Raw genomic sequence first — 20,943 nt, 5'->3', positions numbered from 1 at the left:
TGTATAGTTATTAACGTCAAACAGTGCTGAGTGTATGAACACCGACCAATTGAAAAATCAAAGCTTTTTTGACCTAGGAAACCTTGATTCGATCCGTAAAGAGGCGCTTAAAGGTGCTGGAGATCAAGGTGCCTCAGATCAGGCATTGAAGAAGGCGGCACAACAGTTTGAGTCTATTTTTACGCAAATGTTGTTACAAAGCATGCGTAAAGCGAATGAGGCGCTAGAGGATAAAGACAGTCCGTTTAACTCTAGCGGTGTCAAATTTTTTGAAGAAATGCATGATCAGCAACTTTCGATGCACCTGTCTGAGCAGGGCAGCTTAGGTCTTGCCGATCTAATTGTGCAGCAGTTGTCTCCTAATTCTGAAAAGTATAAGCCTGCCTCAGTAATGAGAGCTGACGGCGATATTTCCGTTAAAAGACAGGCGACAGCGAATGAGAGTGTGAATAAACCCGAACCGAAGGCTGTCGATGTTAAGGCTGATATCTCAAGCGATGAACAAACAGGCTTTGGCTCTCCTGAGGAATTCGTCGACAGAATTTGGGAATACGCTCAAACCGCTGCGAAAAAGCTAGGCCTGAACCCTGCGGTAATGGTTGCACAAGCTGCACTGGAAACCGGTTGGGGTAAACACATCATCAGCAAAAAAGATGGTAGTAGCAGTTTTAATCTATTCAATATCAAAGCGGATAGCCGCTGGAGTGGTGAAAGCGCCAGAAAATCGACACTTGAATTTGAGCAAGGGTTACCGGTGCAAAAGCAAGCCGATTTCCGTGCTTATAAGTCGCTAGAACAAAGCTTTGATGATTATGTCAGTTTCCTAAAAGGTAATCCGAGATACGAGCAAGCCTTAAATAAGGCTGGTGATAGTCATGCTTATTTAAGTGAGCTTCAAAATGCAGGCTACGCGACCGATCCGAATTATGCCAACAAAATTAAGTCAGTTTTAAAGCGTATTGATGTATCCGATTTCTTATCCAATGCGCTAACAAAGGGAGTCAGATGAGATGTCATTTGATCTATTAAATATTGGTGCAGCAGGGGTTAGGGCTAACTCCGAGTTACTACAAACCACCAGTAAAAACATCGCTAACCTAAATACCAAAGGGTATATCCGTGAACGGACTGAACACGGAACAATGATAGGTGGCATGGTTGGTCGTGGTGAAACGGTGCGTTTGATCAACCAATTTGCGCAGCAGCAATTAAATCGTGATATTTCTAATCAATCTTACTATGAGCAGTTTGTCACTGAGGCAAGCCGCGTTGATACGTTGTTTGCACAAGACTCAAACAGTCTGAGCAAGAGTATCAACTCGATGTTTAACAATTTACAAAGCGCGATTAACTTGCCTTCATCGACGACTAACCGCTCTTTATTTATGACAGGCGCTCAAGGCCTTGTTAACCAAATGGATAGGCTGTCAGGGATTGTTGTTGATCAAAATAGTATTGTGAATGAGCAATTGGATATTTTCTCGGAAGAAGCCAATAACCTGGTTCAAAAAATAAGCGAGTTGAATAAACAAGTAGCGAGTAAGTCGGCACTCAATCTGAACAATGTAGATCATAGTGTGCTTAACGAGCGTGATCAAGCAATTAAAGAGCTCGCTGAACTTGTAGATATAGAAACACTCGACGGTGAAAATGGCGAGAAGCTCGTATTTTTAGGCACAGGCGACGCGCTTGTGATGCAAGGTGGTGCTTTTAATTTATTCGCGATGAAAGGCAACCCAGATCCTAATCATAAAGAACTAATTCTAGACATTAAAGATAAAAATGTTGTGCAACTTGAGTTAGACAGCGGCAGCTTGAAAGGCAAAATCGGCGGGTTGTTGGCATTTAGAGATGAAGTGTTGATCCCAGCACAAAACCAATTAGGTCAAATTGGCCTCGCATTGGCTGATGCTTTTAATCAGCAAAATAGATTGGGCATGGATTTAGATGGCAACATTGGTGGAGATATATTCAAAATTCCTACTGTGGGTGGCTTTGCTTACACTGAAAATACAGGCACCGCAGCGCTTACGGCAACACTCGAGCCCGGGCGCGGCAATGAGTTGCCAGCTGCGGATTTCCAAGTCACTTATACCAGTGCAACAACCGTTGAGATAACAGCTGTAGATGCCAAGGGTAATCCTATCGGTACGCCTACAACTGGTAATATCGCTGGTGGAGTTATCACGGGAACGGGCGATTATTTTGGCTTACAAATGAACGTAACTGGCAGTGGTGCAACGGGCGATAGATTTCTGGTGAAATTAAACCAGCAGGCTGCAACCGGGTTGGAGCTTGCAACCCAAAGACCAGAAGCACTTGCATTAGCGTCACCAATCCGTACTGAAAAATCGGCAGACAATAATGGTACGGCAATCATCTCAGCCGGGGTTGTCAATGATACCGATCCCGCGACTAGTGCCTTTACAGCCGGAACACCGCCAACGTTGAACGATGGTCCTTATACTTTGACTAAAACAGCCAATGCTAACGAATATACGTTAACCAGTAATTCAGGCACAACGCATACCTTTACGGCTCCTGCAGATGGCAAAGATATTCTTTCTGGAGTGGGAGCGGCACCTGCACCTTTTGACAATCTTGGTTTCACTTTCGATATCGAAGGTACACCGAACACCGGTGATAGTTTTGAGATTAGTTTTAACACAGGTGGCTTTGATGACAACCGTAATGGTGCGGCGCTTGATGGCCTGAAATCGTCGGATTTAGTTAGACAAAATGTAGAGTCGACGGGTAGTACCGAAAGCCATAAAACCTTCAATGAAGCATATGCCGATATTGTCACAGGTGTAGGGGTTATTACCAATCAAGCAAAAACCAACGGCGCGGCATTTGAAGCGCTGGCTAATCAGTCAAGCGCATGGTTTGAGTCTCTATCGGGCGTAAACCTAGATGAAGAGGCGGCCAACTTGTTACGTTTTCAACAGTCTTACTCGGCTTCGGCTCAAGTTATTTCGGCAGCAAGAACTGTGTTCGATACCTTATTAAGTGCAGCGAGGTAATTATGCGTTTATCTCAAAACCAAATTTTTAACTCTAATCTCAATTCTATTTTGCGTAATCAGCAGGACGTGAATAAAGCAACACAGCAGCTGAACACGCAAAAGCGGGTATTGAGTGCTTCTGATGATGCTTCAGCGACTGCTAGAGCCATGCTTTTTGACGACAGGATCCAAGCAAACGATCAGTTTACTAAGAACCTGACTATGTTGTCTTCGAGATTAGATACTCAAGAATCCGTATTAGAAAATATTAAAACGGCCATTGATAGCGCTTATGCGAAGTCGATACAAGCAGGTAATGGTGGGTTATCCGATGTTGACCGCCAAGCAATTGCAGATGAGTTAGAGTCCATCCAAGATACTATTTTGGATTTGATGAACTCAAAAAGTGAAGATGGTAAGTTTATATTTTCCGGCTACCAAGATAATACGCAAACCTATAGCTTTGATTCAGCCACTGGAAAGTATGTATATAACGGTGACCAAGGACAGCATAAAATAAAAGTCTCTGAAGGGGTCGAGATACGTTCCAGTGATAACGGCTTTGATGTATTTGAAAGTGCGGAGAAGCGACTGAATATTACGTCAAATACAGGTGTGGTTTCTGGTGGTATCACTTCTGCATCGGTTTATGTAGATGAGCAAGCTGTGTTTGATAAGTTTCATAAAGCGAATTACAACGCCGATCCAAGTGCGCCTGCAGGTGCAAACACCTTTGACTTAGTAGTGACAGCGGGTACGCCAAATACTTACCAGCTTGAGCAGGGGGAACGGTTATTTCAACAGGTAGCTTTGAAGGTAATTCGGTCAAAGTAGCAGGTATGGAATTTAAATATGAGGGTGCCGGTTCTGGTCAAATCAGTTTTGATTTAGAAAAGCCCCAGAAGGAAAACATTCTAAATACATTAGAATCTATGATTACGTCATTAAGAGACCCCAGTATTACGGGCGATGATTACAAACAGGTACTTGCAGATGGGATCTCTGGACTAGACAATGCCAAAATCAAGATATCACAAGGGCAAGCAGGACTCGGCGGCAGGTTAAATGCTGCAAAGCTTGTATCTGATGCAAATTCAGACTTGGACGTTGATAACAAAGCGAATAAAGCGGCTTTAATTGAAGTCGACTTTTATTCTGCGATTTCAGAACTCACCAAGCACGAAACTGCGCTGCAGGCCTCTCAGGCAACATTTGGCCGCCTAACTAACCTTTCTCTATTAGACTATATTCGTTAAAAGACGGCCTTTACGGGCCGTTTACTCTCACACCGCTCTAAACTCAACTTTTCCTCGTAACAAGCTGAATAATAATACAGTTTTATATAATTACCTGACCGTAACCTAGGTGCGTCAAAACTTTGCCATATTTGTTTGAGCAATAATAAAAGCATATAGAAATCATGACGATAATTTTTTTTTAAAAAAAATACTAAAGGAAATTTTTTGCCGACCGATAACTTAATTAACCAAGCCGGAGAGTGAAAAACATTCAAAGGTTGGAAAAGAATCTAAGTTTGAGAGTGAAAGACTCGATTTAAAGTGGGAGAACCATCATGGCACTTTATGTAAATACTAACGTAAGTTCATTGAACGCACAAAGACAATTAATGCAATCTGGTAACGCACTAGATACATCATTCAAACGTCTATCATCAGGTTTTCGTATCAACAGCGCTGCTGATGATGCTGCAGGTCTACAAATTTCTGACCGTTTGAGCTCACAAATCAATGGTCTAAACCAGGGTAACCGAAACGCGAACGACGGCATTTCACTAGCGCAAACAGCAGAAGGTGCGATGGATGAAGTAACATCAATGTTCCAGCGTATTCGTACACTGGCACAACAAGCATCAAACGGCTCAAATACAGACGAAGATCGTTTGGCGATTCAAGAAGAGATTCGTTCACTATCTGAGGAAGTAAACCGAGTCGCTGCTGACACGACCTTTGGTGGTCAAAACTTACTGGATGGCAGTTACTCAGCAAACTTTCAGGTAGGTGCTGATGCGGTACAAACTATCGGTTTCAGTATGCAGAATGTTGCCGGTACAGCGAATGATATGCAGGCAAACGGCGGTTTTACACTGTCAGGTATCGCGGGTATCGCAAGTGGGGTAACAGGTGTAGCACTCAGTGCAACAACAGGAACTATCAGTACAAATATTGGTACTGAAGCTGACGCAAAAGTATTCTCAGATGTATTCACAGCTGGCGGCATCTCAGTATCTTCGCAAGCGAATGCTCAGGCTGTACTAGCTGGTATGGATAACTTGATTGCGGTAGTTGATAAGAAACGTGCAGAGTTAGGTGCGGTTCAAAACCGATTCCAATCAACAATTCGTAACCAAGCAAATATCTCTGAGAACTTGTCGGCTGCGAAATCACGTATCAAAGATACTGACTTCGCTCAGGAAACTGCAAGCTTAACAAAAATGCAAATCCTTCAACAGGCTAGCCAAACAATTCTAAGTCAGGCTAACCAACGTCCTCAGGCTGCTTTAAGTCTTCTAGGATAACAGTTGGAAGGTAAAGGTGCCTAAGCCGAATGGGGTATTTGCTTAGGCACCGAATTGGATGATAAAGCGGAGGTGCTTAAATCCAATAGCGTTCATTAAAACAATGAACACGTTAATTAAAGCATTAAGTATGCCAACTTTATGCTAAAAAAATGACACTCACTCTCAAATTTATCTAAAGAGGCCATCTGGCCTCTTTTTATTTCCTTACTCTTTGAGCTGAAGCCTCTCGAACCATCAAAAAGTAGCGGCTAGATGCCGAAATGCTAGATAGTCGTTTCTCGATAAACAAAGTATTTAATACCTAGTTTTAAGTTCCCTGTGTTATTTAATCATAGCTTTGGATTTTTGGCCTGCTATTTGCTTGCTACTAGTTACAGTAAATTCTGGCGTCAAAGTGGCAATTGGTTGCCTTAGTTGGTTGAATACCCGATGCATAAGTGCCGCTTTGTCATTTAACTATCTATCAATTAGATATTGATTTGACAAAAAGAGAGTGAATTATGGCTTTATATGTAAATACAAATGTTAGTGCTATTAATGCACAGAGACAGCTAACTAACTCGGGCAATGAACTAGATACATCTTTCAAACGTCTGTCATCTGGTATGCGTATTAATAGTGCTGCTGACGATGCGGCCGGGTTACAAATCTCCGATCGATTACAATCTCAAATTTTAGGTTTAACCCAAGGAAACCGAAACGCCAATGATGGAATTTCATTGGCTCAGACCGCTGAAGGGGCAATGGATGAAATCACTTCTATGTTCCAACGTATCCGTACCCTATCTCAACAGGCAGCGAATGGTTCTAACACTGATGAAGATCGCTTAGCCATTCAAGAAGAAATTAGACAGTTAGCCTCTGAGGTTAATAGGGTAGCGTCTGATACCACTTTTGGTGGACAGAACTTACTTGACGGTTCTTATGCTGCTAATTTCCAAGTTGGTGGTGATGCAGTTCAAACTATTGGATTTAGCATGCAATATGTCGGTGCGACAGCAAATAGTTTGGCTGACAATGGTGGCTTTACACTTTCTGGGATCGCAGGTGTAGCGAGCGGTGTTTCTGGGGCAGCATTAAGTGCAACAACTGCTACGATTAGTACAAATATTGGTACTGAGGCTGATGCCAAAGTGTTCTCAAATGTTTTTACAGCAGGAGGGATCTCGGTTTCTTCACAGGCCAATGCACAAGCCGTTATGGCAGGTATGGATGCGCTGATTGCGGTAGTTGATAAAAAGCGTGCAGAGTTAGGTGCTGTACAAAACAGATTCCAGTCAACAATACGTAACCAAGCCAATATTTCTGAAAACTTGTCGGCAGCAAAATCGCGAATTAAAGATGCTGACTTTGCACTAGAAACAGCGAAATTAACTAAAAATCAGATATTACAACAAGCAAGTCAGACGATTCTCGGCCAGGCAAATCAGCGTCCACAAGCGGCACTGAGCCTACTTCAGGGCTAGAAATGAATAAAAAATAAAAAAATTACAAATAAAGCTCAAGCTTTCGCTTTAGCAGCCGATAGCAGAATTAGAGAACTATAAATTTAGGACTCTTATTCATCGTTGGTAGCAGGGTAGGGGTATCCCGCTCCAGCGAGTTATGTTGATAAAGCGGAGGCTATTATGGCTTTATATGTAAATACCAATGTGAGTTCATTGAACGCACAACGGCAACTAAATAAATCCTCAGGTGCGTTAGATACTTCCTTTCAACGCTTGTCGTCAGGTTTGCGCATTAACAGCGCAAAAGATGATGCTGCAGGTATGCAAATCACAAACCGTCTAAATGGTCAGATCAATGGTCTGAATCAAGGTATGAGAAACGCCAACGACGGCATTTCATTAGCGCAAACAGCCGAAGGTGCACTGGATGAAACTACTCAGATGTTCCAGCGCATTAGAACGCTTGCTCAGCAGGCTTCGAACGGTTCGAACACGGATGAAGATAGGCTTGCACTACAAGAGGAAATTCGTTCATTAGCTGAAGAAGTAAACCGTGTCGCTGCGGATACTACATTCGGTGGTCAAAACTTGCTTGATGGCAGTTATGATGCGAACTTCCAAGTCGGTGCTGATGCAGTTCAAACCATCGGCTTTAGTATGCAAAACGTGGCAGGTACTGCAAACGATTTGCAAGCGGATGGTGGCTTCACACTGTCTGGTATTGCAGGCATCGCAAGTGGTGTAACTGGTGTGGCACTCAGTGCAACTACAGGTACGATTAGTACCACGATTGGTACCGAAGCAGATGCGAAAGTTTTCTCAGATGTATTCACAGCAGCTGGTATTTCTGTATCTTCGCAAGCGAATGCTCAGGCTGTATTAGCTGGTATGGATAACTTGATTGCGGTAGTTGATAAGAAACGTGCAGAGCTGGGTGCGGTTCAAAACCGATTCCAGTCAACTATTCGTAACCAATCGAATGTTGCTGAAAACTTAACAGCTGCACGTTCTCGGATCCAAGATACAGACTTCGCGCAAGAGACTGCAAACTTGACTAAGATGCAGATTTTGCAACAAGCAAGTAGTTCTATCTTGAGCCAAGCGAATCAAAGACCGCAAGTAGCTTTATCGCTACTAGGTTAATTGATTAGTATTGTAGCGTCAGGTTTGTGAATAATTCTCAAACTTGGCGTATACTTTACTGTAAAAGGTTCGGAGGTGTGTTGTGAAAGAAGTTCAAGCGTCTACACCAAATGGATTCGTCAATCATACAAAACCAGAAGAATTAATTAGGACGGCATCTTCTGCTGAGACGACTCGTGCAGTTGAATCGGCTACCAAAACAGAATCTAGTACGAAGCAAAGCGAGGAACAAGGTTCTGAAAAGCCTGACTTGGTGGAAGAAATTAAAAGCAACTTAGAAAAGCTGAATCAGTTTATTCCTGTTACAGCAACTAATTTGTCTTTCGAATTTGACGAACGTGGAGATCCCCCTGTTGTAAAGGTGATCGATACGAACAATGACGAAGTAATACGGGAAATTCCTTCCGAGGAGTTTCGGGAAATGGCTAAAGCTCTCGAAGAGTTTGCCGATAAGGTGTCAAGTAGAGGATTGCTGTTTGATAAAACAGCTTAATATTGGGTTGGAGGTTGTATGCCATTAATTACATCAGCGGGTATAGGCTCGGGGCTTGACTTAGAAAGCATCATTAAAGCGACAATTGATGCTGAAAATGTTCCTAAGTTACAAGCATTTGCCAAAAAAGAAGACTCTTTAAAAGTGGAGTTATCTGCGGTTGGTGAGTTAAAGTCAGCAATCTCTAAACTCAAAGATACGATGGCGAAGCTTGCAGATCCTGAGAACTTTGGTAAGCGAGTAGCAAACATTACCCAACCTAGTGGCGGAGATATAATCAGCGTTACTCCAACATCAGATATATCCGTAGGAAACTTTAAAGTTGCCGTCAAACAATTGGCAGAGGGTAGCCGAATTATTTCAGCAGACGACGCATTTGCATCGACTGATGCGGTCGTAAGTGCATCCGGAGGGACACTTTCGTTTGGAGCTGGGCCAGATAAGTCATTTGATTTAGATGTTACAGCGGGAATGACGCTTGCTGAGCTTAGAGACGCAATAAATTCTTCCGAATCTAATTTCGGGGTAACCGCGAATATCGTGAATACAGGTAATGTTGGTTCTAAGCTCGTACTTACTTCTAATGTCACTGGCGACAATAACGACTTAACGATAACTTCGGATACTGCAGAGCTTGATGCAATAAGCACAACTGCATCTGGTGGTGGTGCTGCTGGAATGACAACAGTTCAAGCCGCGCAGAACGCAATCATTACTGTCGATGGCCTAGAAGTGACGAGTGATAGCAACACATTCAAGGATGCGGTGCAAGACATGACGATTAGAGCCCTTGAAGTTAGTGAAGGTAACGATACTGATGGTTATGCGACAGCTAAATTAAATATTGATTACGATCGTGAATCTATTAGCAAAATGATTGACGAGTTTATTGCAAATTATAATAATTTGATTGGCACTATTGGTCTTCACACTCGAGTTGGTAGACCGTTAAACGGTGACTCCTCAATGAGGACATTGAGCGACCAGATGATATCGACTCTATCGTCAGAGCTTACAGACGCAGGTCCATTTGGTTCCATTTTTGATATTGGCCTAGGCGTTAAAAAAGATGGATATCTTGAAAAATCTTCACTGGTAAGAAGTCTTAATGAAGCTATGGACGATAACTACGATGATATTGGCAAGGCTTTTGCAGGTGATAACGGTGTAGCTAAACAACTTGAAGAGTTGCTAGGTAATTACGTCGATTCTAAAGGCATATTGAAGCAACGTGAGACGAGCTTAAATAGCCAGTTAGATGATTTAGAAGATGACGTCCTGAATCATGAATATCGAATGAAATCGATGGAAGAAGGGTTACGTCAAAAATATGCTGGTCTAGACGTGTTGATTGCTCAAATGCAACAAACACAGTCCTATTTAGGTGCTCAATTAGCAAATTTACCTGGCTTCACTAAATCTAAGTAAACCAAGAGGCATGTGATATGTATAACGCCCGAGTCAAAAATTACCAAAGAGAAGCATTGAAAACGAGAGTTGCAGGTGCAGACCGCTATGAAATAATTCAAATGTTGATGGCTGGTGCCGTTGAAAAAATGGTACTTGCAAAGGTATCTATTGAAAAGCGTCACCTCGAAGCCAAAGCAGAACATATTTCTAAGGCTTCAGCCATCATTGAAGCACTTCGTGGAAGCTTAGACTTTGAAGTTGGTGGCGAGGTAACAGAGAATCTGTATGCCCTCTATTCATACATGTTAGACAGGTTGTTAGATGCTAGCATGCAAAATGATCCTGCTATAATTGATGAAGTATCGAATTTGCTGAAGGAAATCAAGTCTGCTTGGGACGCGATTCCAATTGATGTACGTAAGCAGACACTGGATGCTAACGGCGCGGATGCTAATGTCGGCTGAGTTAACTCACATAGAAGCAACCCTTAATAAGCTGGATGCTGCTTGTCAGGCAGGTGAGTTGGAAGAGGCTCAATGTCTTTTCATTCAGATAGACAAACAGCTCCGGACAACATTAACAGCTGAAGTGTTAGCTGATTCAGAACAAGCTCAACACTCGGCTTTAGTCATATTCAATCAAATCCAATCAATAATGAGCCAGTTGCAGCAGGAAAAAAGCGCTGTTGCAAAAGAACTATCACAAGTTATTGGCAATAAAAAAAAGATCAAAGCGTATAAAAATATTTAATACGACACTGGCAAATGTATGAACAAAGACCCCTTATCACAACAATTAGAGTCTCTGAGTGAGCAACTTTCGGATACCGCTGCTCATCAGGCTAAAGAAGCCAAGTTTGCTGAAGAAGCTAACGAACGTTTTAATCAAAATGTAAAAAGTTTCGAAAAATATTTCCCCAGTATTGCACAGACCATCAAGGAGTATCATGTTCGTGAAGACTTTTGTCTGCACGTGACTGCATCAGGGCATGGTAACTTTATTCCAAAGGGCTGCACAGCGCCTATTTATTCTCAGTCACCGATAGAACAAACTCAAACTCAAGTTGAAAAGCAGCTCAGTAAACCTGTACTAAGCCTTACTGATTATACCGGCTACGGTCAAAATCAAGAAGATGATCGCCTACATGTCCGTTATATGACCGAACTGACTAACTTGATGGTTGATATTCGAAACCAAGGCGAAGAAAAATTAACTCATTTACCTGAACATTTCCCAACAGCAATTATTTTTGGTATTGGTTTGGGGTATCACATCCCATTATTGTTTGAACGGACTCAGTTTGATTATACTTTCCTAATTGAGCCCGACTTTGAACAGTTTTTTGCGAGCCTATTTTGTACCGACTGGTACCAGATTATTTCAGATATTGACGAGCAGGGTGGATGCTTATTTTTTCACTTGGGCGTTGACCATAGTACGTTTATCCGAGACATTGAAAAAATAGCTGAAGATGTTGGCGCATTTGCTCTAGTTAGAAGCTTTTGTTATCAGCACACACCAGATGCACGATTGAATGTGCTTATTCAACAATGGGCGAAGGATTATTTCCGCTTTCAATTTGGGCACGGATTTTATAATGACGCCGTGACAGGGTTAGCACACAGCATTCATCATGTTAGAAACAAAGCGGCATGGCTTACCAAGGCGAGCACAAACTTAAATAAAGACACACCTGTTTTCATTATAGGCAATGGCCCTTCATTAGATGAAGCTGAAGATTTTATTAAGCGCAATCACAAAAAAGCAATTGTAATTGCTGCAGGCACTTCGATCGCCACTTTGTACAGGAAGGGGATCCCAGTTGATTTCCACGTTTTAGTAGAAAGGCCATATTCAAATTACAAAATCTTTGGTGATATTGTTCCACCAGAGGTTTATCAAAATACCAATCTAATCGGGTTAAGCACCTTATACCCAGATACAAATAAAAGATACAAATGGGCTGGCATCGCTGCAAAAGGCTCTGAGGCTGGTACTTCGATGATGGACATTATCGCATTGCGTTATATGTCACAGACTTTGCCAAAAATCCCGTATAGTAATCCAGTTGTTGCAAATACCGCTTTATCATTTGCCTTGTATTTAGGGTTTAGAAATGTGTACCTATTTGGCGTTGATAATGGAAAAGACCCAAGAGGCGCTCATCACAGTAAAGACAGTATTTACAGGCCTAGTAATGACGATGATGAATCGTTGGGGTTGGGCCACTTAGAGATACAAGGCCACACTTTAGACGGTAATCTCGGTGGCATCGTTGTATCAAACGATCTATTTATGATCGCTCATGCCCAACTAGAAAAGCTGCTTAATTATTATGACGTCAATACATGTTTAAATATCGGGAGCGGCGCTAAAATTGAAAAGGCTCTACCAGTAAAAGCAGATGACTTACTCGATATTGAAGCAGATTATGATATTACTGAAACTGTAGAATTAATTAAGTCTGATTGCTTTAACGTATTTAATCTTGATGATGTAAGTGACGAATTTATTGCACTAGATAGCCTTAATGAACTTGTTTTGCATATTTGTGAGATAGCGTCAGAACCCGTGAAGTCTAGGCAAGAAGCAGCGGATCAGCTAAGACGTCAATCACGCTATTTGTTTGCATATCGAGACTCTATTCTGGGACACCTATTTCACTTGGTAAAAGGGTCGCTACTGTATTATCACTGTCCGATGATAACCTTACTTTATACATACGAAGATGAAACTTTTTGTTTAGCACAATATGAAAGGCTGAATCAGCTTTGGATGAGTTATATCAAGGAAATTTATACTCATTTTTGTGATCATTACACTGAAAAATGTGATCTAGGAAAGGAGTTGTAGTAGTGCACTACGAAGAAAGTGAGCAATTTTACAGTGACCTTTATGACGAGTTGTTTCCAATCTTAAGGTCTATCACAGGGCCTGGGCTCAGACAAAGTTACGACATCTTTGGACGATATATGCCATTGGAGCGACTATCTATTCCAACTGGCACTGCTTTATTTGACTGGCAGGTCCCTCAGGAGTGGCAATGTGATGAGGCTTACTTGGTGGGCCCTGACGGCGAACGTATTGCTGACATAAAACGGCTTAACCTTGAAGTTGTTAATTATTCTGAGCCAGTAGATAAGATCTTAACGCTAGAAGAACTCCAGCCTCACCTGTATAGCCTACCTGAATTACCAGAAGCAGTTCCCTATGTTACGAGTTACTATAAAAAGCGTTGGGGATTTTGCCTGAGCCAAACACGTAGAGATGAACTAAAGGCTGGTCAGTATCGAGCTGTAATTAAAAGTAAATTTGTGGACGGCCATTTAGATATCGAGCACACGCTGCTTGCAGGGCAATCTAAACAGGAAGTGCTACTTAGTTCTTATTTATGCCACCCCTCTATGGCGAACAATGAGCTTAGTGGTCCTCTGGTGTTGCTTGGGCTTTATCATCGAATAAAACAGTGGCCAAAGCGCCGCTACTCATACCGTTTTGCGCTTCACCCCGAGACCATTGGAAGTTTGGGGATGTTACATGTAATGCAAAATCATTTCCGCCAAAACTTAGTTTCAGGGCTTGTACTGAATTGCTTGGGCGGAAGTCCACGGGAGCTAGTGTTTAAGCACAGTCGAAATGATAACGGTTTACTAGATAAGCTGCTTTATCATCTTAGCGAAGAAGGATATGGCCATAGCAATATTCCGTTCACACCACTGAGTGGCTCTGATGAGCGTCAGTATAATGCCCCTGGGTTTCAGTTCCCCGTATGTTGTGTAAGCCGCAGTTTTCACACGGGCTATAAGGAATACCACACATCATTAGATGACAAAGAATATATGGGGATCAAGCCGTTATTAGATAGCATAGACAAACTGGAAAAGATTTTCCTAGCCTTTGAGCAAAGTGCGCGGTTTGAAAACACGCATCCTTATGGTGAGCCCAATTTGGGTAGTCGTGATTTATACCCGACTCTCAGCTTTTTTAGTGAAGAGCGAACCCGCCAACTGGATGAACTAAATCATATCAAGATGCTACTTTGCTACAGCGACGGGGAACATGACACGATAGATATTGCACGTAAGTACAATCAACCGGTTACGGAGTTTGCAAATGCAATCAATAAACTTGAGGGACATGCGCTGCTAAAAATGTTATCTCCTAATAGGGAGGAGTCATGATGGCAAATAGTCAAGCGGTAGTCGTTGGGGGAGGTATATGTGGTCTGGTCGCAGCTTTACTGTTAAAGCAACGCTTTACCAATGTGGTACTGATTGAACAGGCAGAAACCGTTGGTGGTTTGTTTTGTTCCGTGAAAGATAGCTCTGGTGCTGCTTACGATATGGGTTCGCATATACCTAATGCTACTGGAATAGAAGAGCTTGATAAGATTTTGTTTTCGGATGCCGATAGTGGCTGTTGGAATAAAATATCTAGACTACGCTCAGGAAATTACTTCGGCGGTAGTTGGGATTTGAACAGTCCATTTCCAGATGCGACTAAGTTACCAAAAGAGACTTACTTACGTGGCTGCGGTGAACTGATCAATTGTACAGAACTACCGGATACTGACCTGATTTACGATTATTGTGTAGACTCCTTGGGTATTGTTTTTACTGAAAGTATTGTGCTGCCTATTTTAGAAAAGCTCTATGGTAAGGATGCGCCACTGAAGGAGTTAACAATGGCGGCAGGGCTGTTTGGATTCACACGCATTCTCGCATTACCTGCAGATGTGACTGCGAACCTCAAGCAGTTACCAGCATTTGATGCTAAGCTTGGATACCAGCGTGAATCTGACTTTCAAAAACGTAAGGCGCAAGATAACCTCAGTGAGGTAACCTATTACTATCCAACCACGGGGGAGGGGATTGGTTACTGGGTAACGCAACTGCAACAGCAGGTTGAACAAGCAGGAGTAGAAATCATTACTTCAGAGCGAGTTACACAAATAGTGCATCACAACAGTAAGGTTACCAACTTGGTGTTGGCTAATACTGAACGAGTGTTAAAGTGTGACTTTTTATTCTGGAGTGCTCCACCTTTCATTGCCTTGAGTGCAATGGGGCTGACGCCTTCCAGAGGCCAAGTTACCTTGCGAACTGCACTGATTTTTCATCTAAATTTTGACTGTCCTTTACTAGATAGAGACTCCCATTATCTTTGGGTTTGGGATCCAGACAGCGCTATTTTTCGTTTGACGTTATATCCAAATTTAATTGGTCGAAGCACACATCATCACATATCCGCGGAGATTTTGTGCAGTCCTGATGAAGTAAGCTCCTTTACACAAGCAGAGGTTATCGAGCAACTCAAGGAGATGGGGATTGTCGATCCAGAAGCGAAGCTTGTAAGCGGTCATATTCAAGTGATCAATAACACTTTTCCAGTTCCAACAACAGAGTTTCAGGCCGTTAATCAGCAGAATTACGAGACATTAACAAACTGCGTCGACAACGTCGTTGTCTCGGGTCGTTTCAGTGGAAAATGCTGGCGTCAGGCTGAGGTATTGATTGAGGCTTATGAGTCAATTATGCGGGTAGCCGACGCGAGTTAAGCGTCGGCCTGCGTTAGCCAAGCCTAATATGAAAATATGGTTCGATATTGCCACCGAAACTCAGCTTGAACCAGCCCCTCTGCGGACTGTTAATCCCCTCTAAATCCAATCGCGAAATGCCTTTTTGCGCTAGTAGCGGGAAGGCTTGCCATAAAACAGCCGTCCCAGTATGGCTATCGCGCATGTCTGGGTGGTTTGCTCCGTAAAAATAGTAAGCTGTATCTTGATGAATTAAATAGGTCGCAAAACTACCGATTTTTTGATCCTGAGTTTGTGCTTGATACATACATAGTAGCCCCTGTTCAGCTAAGCTTTTTATTCTTAGTGCTAGTGACGACAATTGCTTACCATCGACCTCAATTCCCTGACGCGCCATGGTCAACCCGTAATATTGAGCGAACAAATCAAAGTCTTGTGACGGCTGGAGTGTTACTCCTTTTTTAATGCCATAGCGTATCTCCTGACGCCTTGATACTGAGCTATTGCTGTAGTTATTAGACTGTTCAAGTTCTACCTCTGTGGTGCTAAATTCATCGAGTTCAAGTATGGAAGTATAGCGCGGCACAGCTGCAAACATAGGGCCGTCATTATGATAGTTGACCCATAGGAAAGCACGGATGTCTTTGATTTTTGGATGTAGCTTCAGATTCACGTGAGTGTAATGCTCAGCGAGGTACTCAGCGATATACTCTTGCGCAGCAAACAACTCGGAATGGCCCTGGGCACGATTAAGGTGACTGATATTGCGATGCGCTATGCCGTCATGGATAACATCATGGTGGCCGATGACCTGAGTTTCGCTTTCATCTACGATCAGTAGCACAGCGGCTATTTTTTCTTTGCCTTTACAGCAATAATAGGCGTGATACTTCACACCCAGCAGCGCAATAAACTGGCTATGAATAAATGGACTACCATGGGGAGATGTGGCGATAAAGCTGTCCCAGTGATGGTCCAGCTCACAACGCTCAAGAGTAAACTTATTCTTCATGAGCTGGCTTTTTCAGTACCATACTCCAAGCAGCATGTACTCCATCGCTGCCGTACTCGCTAGACTGAGCGTGACTGAGTGACACAATTTCAAATCGCGATACTAGCTGGTGGATGAGGTCTGCGTTAAAGAAATTGACGTTTCCAACACCTGCAAATGGTCCCCAAGTGTAGCCTGTTTTAGTATATTCATCGACCGACTCAGGCGCTTTAGCATAATCAGAGTGCTCAGTGCTAAACCAGTCAGTGATCAGTAATACACCGCCAGGCTTAAGCTTATCGTAAGCCTCATCTAGGTAGCGCTGAATGCTACTGGCTGGATTGTGTACGGATGCGCCCCGGTCGACGATTAAGTCGAACTGTGTTTGAAAGGGCCAGGGTTGTGTAAAGTCACCCACATACAGATTATTTGAAATGTTAGTGAATCTTTGTTTCAGCTCACCAATAATGAAATCGCTGCCATCAATACCATAAACGTTGGGACAATAACTTAGAAAAAAGGGAAAGTTTGCGCCAGCACCACATCCGACTTCCAAAATAGTAAAGTCTGGATTGCCCTCGCGTAGCTTAGTGTTGCGCAGAGCTCCGCTCACAATTTCGCTCCATGGCCAAACGGACATGTGCTGATTACTACGGTAAAGTTGATCCCAGTTTTGACAAAATGACATAAATTATAAATCCTTAGACTTAGATTATTCTTTTAAGTTAAGCAAAGTTTGCGCCATTATAACAGTGGCATTGCCTGACTTGCGGCAATCTTTTGCGCTTCTGAGTAGCTTTCTGGTGTACCAATATCAATGTAATGCTCATCGACCAGCCAGCCTTGTAACTTACCAATCATACTAGGCACTACATCCAGACTGAGCTCATAGGGCCGATCCGCTTCTAGGTGCGAGAAGTAACGTTCATAGACTTCAGGTGAAAATATAAAGAGGGCGCCACTGGCAAGGTTGCCAGGAGGGTGTTCGACCTTTTCATGAAACTCCTGAATAACTTGATTTTCATCCAATTTAACAATACCACAGCTACGTGGCGTCGGGCTTTCGAACAAAAGTAAAGTAGCATCGGTCTGCGTCTGGCGTTGTTTATGTGCCTCAAGCATGCCCGCTAACGAGCTTTGACAGTAGTTATCAGCATGGATCACCATACATGTTTCTCTGTGCCAGAAATTTCGGTTGCGTACCAGTGTTCCTGCCGTGCCCATCAATTCAGGTTCGTAACTCAGGATAATGCGGTCATGATACGGGCTGGCGGCTACAAAGGCTTCAACCTGTTCACTAAAATAATGCATATTAATGAGGATCTCTTCGACCCCAAGCTGAACGAGTTTGTCTAGCCATAAACCCAGCAGGGGCTCTCCATTGATTGGAACAAGGCACTTTGGCAGAGTATCAGTGATTGGCCGCAGGCGGGTGCCAAGGCCCGCGGCAAGTAGAATGGCTTTCATAAACTATTTGAATGAGTCCTCGATAGCTTTTTCAAGTGTATCTCGATTTAGTGGCGTATTGCCAATGGATCCTACTTGGCAAGCAGCTGCAAGGCTGCCAAGGAAGCATGCTTGCCAAATAGGAGCACCAGTACACAATGCGAGCGAACAGGTTGCCAGAAAGCAGTCTCCCGCGCCTGCAGGGTCTACAGGATGTTTATTTATGGCCGGGAGCTTGTCATTTTCCCAAACTGTAAAGTTTTCTGAGGGTAAATGAATAAGCAAACCCTCCTCAGCTAATGTAATTATAACATTCTGAGATCGTGATTTTTTAGCCAATTTCTGAGCAAGAATGACCAATCCGTCATCAGGGTTATTGAGTGCGACTCTTACCTCACGTTCTGTAGGTGTGATAAGGTCCATATTCAGATACCTTGAAATATCTCCAACCTGAGAAGATGTTTGACTATCAGCAACAATTTTTACGCCGTAACGTTTACTAAGCTTTGTCAAATTATCGACAAGCGTTTGCGGCAATAACCCGTAATTAAAGTCAGAGAAAACCAGCAAATGGAGTTCAGGCATTATTTCTTCTACTTTTTTTAGGATCTTTGCCTGAAGCTCCTGTGAAATTTTATGTTGTCTCACATTATTCACTCGGAGCAACGTTTTTGAGCCTGCTCTATAACGCGTTTTTAAAGGAGTAGGGCGACTATTATCAGTATATAAACAAGCATCTAGTTTATAGCTATCAATATGTTCTTTAACATGGTTTGCTGCTTCATCATCACCTAACACAGAAATGAGGTTCACTCTGCCTGCGCCGATTGCCTTGATATGTCCTGCAGTTATTGCTGCACCACCCAAAAATGTATCTGTTTTATTTGGTGTCATGACGATGGTTGGATCTTCTTGAGATAAACCAACGGCTGTACCTTGAACATATTCATCAACAATAACTTCACCTATTACCAGCACATTCAGGTTTCGCATCGCATTGAGCGTTTTGTATATGTCACGTTTTCGAATGTGGTGCCTGCCCATAAATGCTTTGACTTCGTCAAAGTCAAAGTTGTTCTTAATAGGTGTTGAACGCTGAATGAAGTGTTCAGCGTTTGATTCAAATTCACCTGAACCAAAAATGAGTTTCCCGCCATAGGATTTAAGTGCGTGAAGTTCTGGGTTTTCTTTCTCTTCGAACTCTTTGCCTTTGACGACTATATCTGGGCTGTGTTTTTCTATGAGTATGCAGGCCGAGTCTGTGGTCAGAAAAGCCTCATTAACACATTCGAGAGATTTCACCATCTCTAATCTATGCGTCTCGCTAACCCTACTTTCGACTTCCATTGCTTGGTCGCTATTCACGGCAACAATCAGAAAGTCTCCGCACTCTTTTGCAAATTTAAGCAATCTAATGTGGCCAGGGTGGAGAACGTCAAAGTTTCCCTGAACTAAGACTGTTTTACTCATAAATTACTGCTCTACCTTTTTTAGTAAGTAAACATGGGCGTTATCTTTGTTTAACTGCAATTCGGGAAAAGTCTCATCAATTAGATGTAAGTCACTGGACACGTGTTGCAAGGTCTTTACTGCGAATAGCAATGTTATGAGGTTTTCACTGCGTTGCCCGCTTTGTGGGATGTATTTTGCAATCAGATCGCCACCGTTGCTGAGGCAAGACAGCACCGCATTGAGTATATCTTGTCCCGCTTGATAGAGTAGCTCAGCATCTTCAATGTAAATTAAGTCAAATGTCTTCTTAGGCAATCTTTCAAGCATATACTCATCATGCAAACTCAGTGAGTGCTCGGTTTCGGTGTTTGCAAGCGTAATAAAACCGGGTGCTAACGAATCTCGATGTTGCGAAATAATCAAACCATACGCACTTCTGAGCCAGGGACTGCTACGATAATGGCACAAAGGGGCTGTAAATCTCAGCAACGCGTTGTCTGTGGGGGGCTCATACTCTTGGAAATGGTTACTTCAAGTAGAGTACGAGTACCACATGAGCCTCTGACACCTCGATGTGTGACAAGAGAATTATTAAACAGTAAGAAAGTACCAGCCTCACCCTCAATTGTATTTATTTCGCCTGCCGGGTCAATAAACTGCGTAGTACCTGTTGTCATTGAAGGTGGGGTCAGATAGAAGAGTATCTTATATATATTTTCATTGTAGCCATCTAAATGAAAGACTTCCGACCCCACGAGTTCTTCAGATAAATTGAACTGCTTTACCTTGACTGACTCTGTCTGCCAGTGACTCTTTAATTGTTGGCTGACTTCTGAATAGACAGATTTCAGGGCGTCAAGCACACGGGCTTCGAGCGCTGAATTTTCTTTGCGGTAGCTGACAGATTTAATTGTGTTTTTGACTTCATCACTGGAAATGTTCTTGTTACTGACGTAACCAAAAGTTGAGCGTTGGTCTATATCATAATTAAAACGTTGATCTATCGCATCGATGATTTGCTTACTCTGCTCGGCAGTGATAGACGAAACGTAGAATTTTGTTTTTGCAAAATCACTCTCTGGCTTTGTGTGATTAGAATATGCTGCAGAACAAAGGTCACTATACTCATTCCACGACCTTTCTAATGTATCACTGCCTCGTAAGTCCAGAATGTTTGAAGCTGAAAAATATGAGTTATTTACAATTTTATTGGTAATCTCTTCAATAAAGCCAAGTGAAGCGATGACAATTTTGGCATTTGTGGCTGTGGTATTTTCATCTAAACTGTTCAAGTTTAATGTTTCAGATATCGACTCCGTGTTTGGCGCCAGATCTAATACTGCCTGAGGTGGTATACACTTTTGTTCCTGAACATAATTTAAGATTATCCGTGCACAGCTCCCTGAGCCATACAGATAATATGGCATATGTTCCAAATTATGGCGTTTGTAGAGTTGATGAAACGCATTAACCACATCCAT

Annotated in this window: 18 protein-coding genes and 1 pseudogene; 13 read left to right on the top strand and 6 right to left on the bottom strand. The window is 42.6% G+C overall.

Features of this window, described 5'->3' with window-relative positions; genetic code table 11:
• Positions 1 to 34: 34 nt before the first annotated feature.
• The 13 genes and pseudogenes from flgJ to B1L02_RS11055 all read left to right on the top strand — a co-directional run bounded on the left by flgJ (position 35) and on the right by B1L02_RS11055 (position 15,594).
• A complete protein-coding gene (flgJ, locus tag B1L02_RS11115; protein WP_088531066.1) occupies positions 35 to 1,009 on the top strand; it encodes a flagellar assembly peptidoglycan hydrolase FlgJ in 975 nt (324 codons plus the stop codon).
• 1 nt (position 1,010) lies between these two features.
• Positions 1,011 to 3,023, top strand: a complete 2,013-nt coding sequence (gene flgK, locus B1L02_RS11110) for a flagellar hook-associated protein FlgK (RefSeq protein ID WP_088531065.1) — start codon at positions 1,011 to 1,013, stop codon at positions 3,021 to 3,023.
• Positions 3,024 to 3,025: 2 nt separating this feature from the next.
• A pseudogene (gene flgL, locus B1L02_RS11105) lies at positions 3,026 to 4,260 on the top strand (flagellar hook-associated protein FlgL).
• Positions 4,261 to 4,577: 317 nt separating this feature from the next.
• Positions 4,578 to 5,540: a flagellin gene (locus tag B1L02_RS11100; protein ID WP_088531064.1), complete on the top strand. Its 963-nt coding sequence runs from the start codon at positions 4,578 to 4,580 to the stop codon at positions 5,538 to 5,540.
• Positions 5,541 to 6,043: 503 nt separating this feature from the next.
• Positions 6,044 to 7,009 carry a flagellin gene (locus B1L02_RS11095; protein ID WP_010369253.1) on the top strand — a complete coding sequence of 322 codons (966 nt, stop codon included), beginning with the start codon at positions 6,044 to 6,046 and terminating at the stop codon, positions 7,007 to 7,009.
• Between the two features lie 162 nt (positions 7,010 to 7,171).
• Positions 7,172 to 8,134 carry a flagellin gene (locus B1L02_RS11090; protein ID WP_088531063.1) on the top strand — a complete coding sequence of 321 codons (963 nt, stop codon included), beginning with the start codon at positions 7,172 to 7,174 and terminating at the stop codon, positions 8,132 to 8,134.
• An 82-nt stretch (positions 8,135 to 8,216) separates the two neighbouring features.
• Positions 8,217 to 8,627 carry a flagellar protein FlaG gene (locus tag B1L02_RS11085; RefSeq protein WP_088531062.1) on the top strand — a complete coding sequence of 137 codons (411 nt, stop codon included), beginning with the start codon at positions 8,217 to 8,219 and terminating at the stop codon, positions 8,625 to 8,627.
• Positions 8,628 to 8,645: 18 nt separating this feature from the next.
• Positions 8,646 to 10,055 (top strand): flagellar filament capping protein FliD, encoded by a 1,410-nt coding sequence (gene fliD / locus B1L02_RS11080; RefSeq protein ID WP_088531061.1) that lies wholly within the window; start codon positions 8,646 to 8,648, stop codon positions 10,053 to 10,055.
• 17 nt (positions 10,056 to 10,072) lie between these two features.
• Positions 10,073 to 10,501 (top strand): flagellar export chaperone FliS, encoded by a 429-nt coding sequence (gene fliS / locus B1L02_RS11075; RefSeq protein WP_088531060.1) that lies wholly within the window; start codon positions 10,073 to 10,075, stop codon positions 10,499 to 10,501.
• Complete coding sequence (locus tag B1L02_RS11070; RefSeq protein WP_088531059.1) at positions 10,491 to 10,787, top strand: hypothetical protein; 297 nt, start codon at positions 10,491 to 10,493, stop codon at positions 10,785 to 10,787. Before fliS ends, B1L02_RS11070 begins: the two co-directional genes overlap by 11 nt.
• Positions 10,788 to 10,805: 18 nt before the next feature.
• Positions 10,806 to 12,890, top strand: coding sequence for a 6-hydroxymethylpterin diphosphokinase MptE-like protein (locus B1L02_RS11065; protein ID WP_088531058.1), 2,085 nt, complete (start codon positions 10,806 to 10,808; stop codon positions 12,888 to 12,890).
• Between the two features lie 2 nt (positions 12,891 to 12,892).
• Complete coding sequence (locus tag B1L02_RS11060) at positions 12,893 to 14,218, top strand: DUF4910 domain-containing protein (RefSeq protein ID WP_088531057.1); 1,326 nt, start codon at positions 12,893 to 12,895, stop codon at positions 14,216 to 14,218.
• Positions 14,215 to 15,594: an NAD(P)-binding protein gene (locus B1L02_RS11055; RefSeq protein WP_223192037.1), complete on the top strand. Its 1,380-nt coding sequence runs from the start codon at positions 14,215 to 14,217 to the stop codon at positions 15,592 to 15,594. Before B1L02_RS11060 ends, B1L02_RS11055 begins: the two co-directional genes overlap by 4 nt.
• Before the next feature lie 13 nt (positions 15,595 to 15,607).
• Here B1L02_RS11055 and B1L02_RS11050 read toward each other — a convergent pair whose 3' ends face one another.
• Genes B1L02_RS11050 through B1L02_RS11025 form a run of 6 tightly spaced genes read right to left on the bottom strand, consistent with a single transcriptional unit; the run spans position 15,608 to position 20,943 of the window.
• The gene (locus tag B1L02_RS11050) at positions 15,608 to 16,585 is read right to left on the bottom strand and encodes a GNAT family N-acetyltransferase (RefSeq protein ID WP_088531055.1); all 978 of its coding nucleotides are present in this window, start codon (positions 16,583 to 16,585) and stop codon (positions 15,608 to 15,610) included.
• Complete coding sequence (locus tag B1L02_RS11045; RefSeq protein ID WP_088531054.1) at positions 16,575 to 17,252, bottom strand: class I SAM-dependent methyltransferase; 678 nt, start codon at positions 17,250 to 17,252, stop codon at positions 16,575 to 16,577. Before B1L02_RS11045 ends, B1L02_RS11050 begins: the two co-directional genes overlap by 11 nt.
• A gap of 56 nt (positions 17,253 to 17,308) precedes the next feature.
• A complete protein-coding gene (locus B1L02_RS11040) occupies positions 17,309 to 18,031 on the bottom strand; it encodes a nucleotidyltransferase family protein (RefSeq protein ID WP_088531053.1) in 723 nt (240 codons plus the stop codon).
• 3 nt (positions 18,032 to 18,034) lie between these two features.
• Entirely contained in the window at positions 18,035 to 19,480 is a 1,446-nt protein-coding gene (locus B1L02_RS11035; RefSeq protein WP_088531052.1) for a PfkB family carbohydrate kinase, read from the bottom strand.
• Positions 19,481 to 19,483: 3 nt separating this feature from the next.
• Positions 19,484 to 19,885, bottom strand: coding sequence for a hypothetical protein (locus tag B1L02_RS11030; RefSeq protein WP_088531051.1), 402 nt, complete (start codon positions 19,883 to 19,885; stop codon positions 19,484 to 19,486).
• A gap of 59 nt (positions 19,886 to 19,944) precedes the next feature.
• Positions 19,945 to 20,943, bottom strand: coding sequence for a hypothetical protein (locus tag B1L02_RS11025; RefSeq protein ID WP_088531050.1), 999 nt, complete (start codon positions 20,941 to 20,943; stop codon positions 19,945 to 19,947).

Origin of the sequence: Pseudoalteromonas piscicida, from assembly GCF_002208135.1 — a bacterium.
Lineage (GTDB): Bacteria > Pseudomonadota > Gammaproteobacteria > Enterobacterales > Alteromonadaceae > Pseudoalteromonas > Pseudoalteromonas piscicida_A.
The sequence above is the reverse complement of the archived record's forward strand: the minus strand, read 5'-3'. Positions and strand labels throughout refer to the sequence as shown.

What these genes read in the sequence shown, in the direction of transcription:
- flgJ (WP_088531066.1), top strand. Translation starts at nt 35, where the DNA reads ATGAACACCGACCAATTGAAAAATCAAAGCTTTTTTGACCTAGGAAAC.
- flgK (WP_088531065.1), top strand. Translation starts at nt 1,011, where the DNA reads ATGTCATTTGATCTATTAAATATTGGTGCAGCAGGGGTTAGGGCTAAC.
- B1L02_RS11100 (WP_088531064.1), top strand. Translation starts at nt 4,578, where the DNA reads ATGGCACTTTATGTAAATACTAACGTAAGTTCATTGAACGCACAAAGA.
- B1L02_RS11095 (WP_010369253.1), top strand. Translation starts at nt 6,044, where the DNA reads ATGGCTTTATATGTAAATACAAATGTTAGTGCTATTAATGCACAGAGA.
- B1L02_RS11090 (WP_088531063.1), top strand. Translation starts at nt 7,172, where the DNA reads ATGGCTTTATATGTAAATACCAATGTGAGTTCATTGAACGCACAACGG.
- fliD (WP_088531061.1), top strand. Translation starts at nt 8,646, where the DNA reads ATGCCATTAATTACATCAGCGGGTATAGGCTCGGGGCTTGACTTAGAA.
- fliS (WP_088531060.1), top strand. Translation starts at nt 10,073, where the DNA reads ATGTATAACGCCCGAGTCAAAAATTACCAAAGAGAAGCATTGAAAACG.
- B1L02_RS11070 (WP_088531059.1), top strand. Translation starts at nt 10,491, where the DNA reads ATGTCGGCTGAGTTAACTCACATAGAAGCAACCCTTAATAAGCTGGAT.
- B1L02_RS11065 (WP_088531058.1), top strand. Translation starts at nt 10,806, where the DNA reads ATGAACAAAGACCCCTTATCACAACAATTAGAGTCTCTGAGTGAGCAA.
- B1L02_RS11055 (WP_223192037.1), top strand. Translation starts at nt 14,215, where the DNA reads ATGATGGCAAATAGTCAAGCGGTAGTCGTTGGGGGAGGTATATGTGGT.
- B1L02_RS11050 (WP_088531055.1), bottom strand. Translation starts at nt 16,585, where the DNA reads ATGAAGAATAAGTTTACTCTTGAGCGTTGTGAGCTGGACCATCACTGG.
- B1L02_RS11045 (WP_088531054.1), bottom strand. Translation starts at nt 17,252, where the DNA reads ATGTCATTTTGTCAAAACTGGGATCAACTTTACCGTAGTAATCAGCAC.
- B1L02_RS11040 (WP_088531053.1), bottom strand. Translation starts at nt 18,031, where the DNA reads ATGAAAGCCATTCTACTTGCCGCGGGCCTTGGCACCCGCCTGCGGCCA.
- B1L02_RS11035 (WP_088531052.1), bottom strand. Translation starts at nt 19,480, where the DNA reads ATGAGTAAAACAGTCTTAGTTCAGGGAAACTTTGACGTTCTCCACCCT.
- B1L02_RS11025 (WP_088531050.1), bottom strand. Translation starts at nt 20,943, where the DNA reads ATGGATGTGGTTAATGCGTTTCATCAACTCTACAAACGCCATAATTTG.